The following is a 3628-nucleotide window of genomic DNA, read 5'->3' as shown; positions in this document are numbered from 1 at the left end:
GTAGGATCTCGATTTCTGGTTCACGCCACCAAAGGGAGTATTCACTTTGGAGTGCGGCAACGGGCTGAACTGCATGCGCCCTACGTATGGTGCCTGCACCGGCTTCTGAAAGTCCGAAATGCTTTACTTTTCCTTGCTGAATTAAATTTTTTATAGCGCCCGCAACATCTTCGATTGGAACATCCGGATCGACGCGGTGCTGATAATATAAATCAATCACGTCAGTTCGAAGCCTTTTAAGCGAACCTTCAATCACTCTTCTAATGTGCTCAGGACGGCTGCTTAAAGCAGACCATCGTGTGCCCGCCTCTGCTTCAGCTGCAGGCTTAAAACCAAATTTAGTGGCAATTATCACATCCTTACGGAAAGGCTCAAGCGCCTCTCCAAGCAATTCTTCGTTTGTGTATGGCCCGTATACTTCTGCTGTATCAAAAAACGTAATGCCTTTTTCAAAAGCAGACCTGATCAAAGTGATCATTTCCTTTTTATCTTTTGCCGCCCCATATGACCAGCTCATTCCCATACACCCCAAACCAAGAGCCGAGACTTCTAAACCACTGCTAGCTAATATTCTCTTATTCATGTCAATGTCTTTAAGATACTTCTAATTCATTATCCTGTAGTCATGAGGCGACTGTCCCACCCGTTGTTTAAATAACCGGGTAAAGTGTTGTGGGTATTTAAATCCCATATCATATGCAATCTCACTTATTGACTTATTTGGATCAAACATCCGCTCTTTGGCAACATCAATGACCTTTCCCTGCAAATAATCCTGTGCCGATTGCCCGGTCTTCTTTTTAATAAGGTCTCCGAAATATTTGGCCGATAGATTAAGTGCGTCTGCACAATAACCTACTGAAGGTAAGCCAATTTGTCCGGGCTTATCAGATTTAAAATAGTTATCTAACAGTTCTTCGAACCGTGTCAGCACATCCTTATTAATGTGTTTTCTTGTAATAAACTGCCTGTCGTAAAAGCGTTCGCAGTAACTAAGCAATAATTCAATTGTGCTGACGATAAGCTTGCGGCTGTGTTTATCAATGGGATGTTGCAGTTCATAGCTAATTTTGCCAAAGCATTCCAGTAGCAGTTCTTTTTCACGGGCAGACACATGCAGAGACTCTTTAACATCATATGAAAAGTAATGGTAATCTTTAATCATTATACCAAGCATGGTCCCTCTGATCAGGTCAGGATGAAAAGCAAGTGCCCAACCGTTGGGCTGAATGGTTGTACCATTGTCTACTTCAAAACCCGCCTCTTGTCCAGGTGATATAAAGATAAGGGAGTCCTCCTGGTAATCATAATGATTACGCCCATAACGGAGGTCAGCACATTTTTCATCCTTTAAAAAAATCACATATAGTTCAGAGATGAACTTTTTTACCCTTATCGGTTGTGATTTCGACTGGTCCAGCACCGTGACAAGCGGATGTAATGTTTGTTGGCCTCTTTCGGAATTAAATTGAGTAACACTCTCTAGTTTTTTACTTAGTTCCACAGCGTAATTTTTATTTCCATTCAAAATTACAACAAGATTTCATTGGTACAGCCTACTGAGCTCATAATCAGGAATAATGGTAAGTATTACAGGAATCTGTATAAGTATATGGGCATAAAATAGGCTCAAATTTGTACCATCAAACTGAGTATCGACAGGCATTCGGTGCCGATCTTGGCTACTTTTTTTTTCTTCATAAGCAAACCGTACGAAGCTGAGTAGAGTTTTTCTGAATGATGCCATAGCTGTGTTCAGCGCAACACGATAAAGCCATGTCGAACTCTTAGAACCACCGCTGAATGAGGGATATGACCTCCAAAGCTGGAAAATAACTTCCTGAAAAAGATCTTCCCGGTCTTCAGTGCTATTGCGGTAAATCCGGCATATCTTATGGATGATGCCTTGGTTATCCTTTATGATTGTTAGAAATTCCCTTTCGCTCATTACTAATGTTTGGTATTATCTATTCTTACTCCTTTTATAGGGGAATGATCTTCAATGATTTTGTAATTTACACAAATGCGCCGCCCTTGTTTTATCACATCGCCATCCTTTACGTTCACGGTATTTTGTTTGAAGCCATGGTCATTTATTTTTAATGGCGTCGATTTCCTTTTTCAGGATTAATATACTGTCTCTTAAGATCTGTTGCTGTTTAAAAATCACTTCAGCTTTTTGACTAAGTTTCTGATTCTTAATATTCATTCGCTTCTCAGGAGATTAATTGGGTCCGCAAGATGTGGCGCTTATTGAAACAGCCAACAAAAGTAGTAAACTTCTCATATATGATTTTTCAACTATTAGTTGTTCGTATTTTAGAAAACTTACACCAAGAGCAGAATATTTTTAATATTTGATTAGGTACTCATCTACTCGTCCACATTACAAAAAACCGTGAAAAAATGATAATACAATATATCTCTTATTAAGAGTTGGTCACATCACAATTGAGAGCTACTATTAGCCAAATAATTATATTTCTGAAAGTATAATTGATATTATGTACAACTTGACGTACATTTATAAGTACTTAATAATTAAGTTTATGAAAGTGGTGACTATCTCGTCCTTGAGGACAAACATGAAAAATTACTTTGATGAAGTAAGTGCAACAGAAGATATTTTGATTATTCCACGTAATAATAAAGAGGATGATGCTGTTGTGGTAATTTCTATTAAAGAATATAATGCCCTTACTGAAACTTCACATCTAATGTCAACTGATGCTAATCGTAGACGTCTTGAGCGGTCTATTGATCATTTAAAGCAAGGTAATACCAAATTGTTTACGCCAGAAGACGAAGTTCCAGTGAAAGCATAAGGTATGAATCTGGTTTTTACACATGAAGCTTATGAAGATTTCGAGTATTGGATGGACAATGATGAAGAGGCTGCAAACAAGATTAGAGAGTTGTTAAAAGAAATTAAAAGAACTCCTTTCCATGGCATGGGAAAACCTGAAGCTTTGAAGCATAATTTAAAAGGCTTTTGGTCCAGACGTATTACGGGTGAGCATCGCCTAGTTTACCAGATATCTGGATCCAAAGGCAAAGACCAACAGTGTGCGATTGTCCAATGCCGATTTCATTATAATGATATATAAAATGACTTCTTAGCTACTTCTGTATCGTCTATAATGTAATAAGAGTTCAATATTATATTCCATCGAAATTCTTTAAAAGGCTTTTGGTCCAGACGTATTATTTTTCGAAACCATAGAATTTTTTCACGTCATCACGAAACGTCGTTTTACACTTATCACCGTTCCAACGAATGGAAAAATATCCACCCAATCTGGACATATAGGTCTAATAAGTTAGAACTTTTAATACATCTAAAAATAATCCTGTAATATTAACTGAGGAAGCTATTTACTAAATACGCCAAATTATTTAAAATTGAATTAATGTGCACACTTTATTGTAAACTGCATTTTATCAAAAAAACGGGTCGTTTACTTAAACGATGTAAGAAACAAATTTATTCATTCTAACCTTTCAATTAGCACTTTACTGCGCTCCGCACAAACTAATAACTACCCTCTACCTTAAAATCACTATTATAAATCCTGATATAACGGTAATTCTTCCACAAAAGCAAACCTGCTCTCCACATGATCAATAG

The 3628-nt window shown here is 37.4% G+C and carries 5 protein-coding genes; 2 read left to right on the top strand and 3 right to left on the bottom strand.

The features are described 5' to 3' along the window. The 3 genes from ACKI4H_RS07695 to ACKI4H_RS07685 form a co-directional block, all read right to left on the bottom strand. Positions 1 to 583 (bottom strand): aldo/keto reductase (locus ACKI4H_RS07695; RefSeq protein WP_407304874.1); only part of this gene is annotated, 583 nt, incomplete at its 3' end. Between the two features lie 21 nt (positions 584 to 604). After that, positions 605 to 1528, bottom strand: a complete 924-nt coding sequence (locus ACKI4H_RS07690) for a helix-turn-helix domain-containing protein (protein ID WP_407304873.1) — start codon at positions 1526 to 1528, stop codon at positions 605 to 607. 15 nt (positions 1529 to 1543) lie between these two features. Then, a complete protein-coding gene (locus ACKI4H_RS07685) occupies positions 1544 to 1948 on the bottom strand; it encodes an RNA polymerase sigma factor (RefSeq protein WP_407304872.1) in 405 nt (134 codons plus the stop codon). A gap of 556 nt (positions 1949 to 2504) precedes the next feature. Between ACKI4H_RS07685 and ACKI4H_RS07680 the strand changes: the two genes are divergently transcribed. Together ACKI4H_RS07680 and ACKI4H_RS07675 are read left to right on the top strand one after the other, a co-directional pair. Next, positions 2505 to 2825 carry a type II toxin-antitoxin system Phd/YefM family antitoxin gene (locus ACKI4H_RS07680; protein ID WP_407304871.1) on the top strand — a complete coding sequence of 107 codons (321 nt, stop codon included), beginning with the start codon at positions 2505 to 2507 and terminating at the stop codon, positions 2823 to 2825. Positions 2826 to 2828: 3 nt separating this feature from the next. Then, on the top strand, positions 2829 to 3107 hold the full coding sequence (locus tag ACKI4H_RS07675) for a Txe/YoeB family addiction module toxin (protein WP_407304869.1): 279 nt from the start codon (positions 2829 to 2831) through the stop codon (positions 3105 to 3107). The last annotated feature ends 521 nt before the right edge of the window (positions 3108 to 3628 follow it).

This window comes from Acinetobacter sp. (assembly GCF_045628685.1).
Classification (GTDB): Bacteria; Pseudomonadota; Gammaproteobacteria; order Pseudomonadales; family Moraxellaceae; genus Acinetobacter.
This window is presented reverse-complemented; position numbering and strand designations above follow the sequence as displayed.

Bases quoted from the DNA above. Each gene is read 5' to 3' on its own strand.
- ACKI4H_RS07685 (WP_407304872.1), bottom strand. From the start codon at position 1,948: ATGAGCGAAAGGGAATTTCTAACAATCATAAAGGATAACCAAGGCATC.
- ACKI4H_RS07680 (WP_407304871.1), top strand. From the start codon at position 2,505: ATGTACAACTTGACGTACATTTATAAGTACTTAATAATTAAGTTTATG.
- ACKI4H_RS07675 (WP_407304869.1), top strand. From the start codon at position 2,829: ATGAATCTGGTTTTTACACATGAAGCTTATGAAGATTTCGAGTATTGG.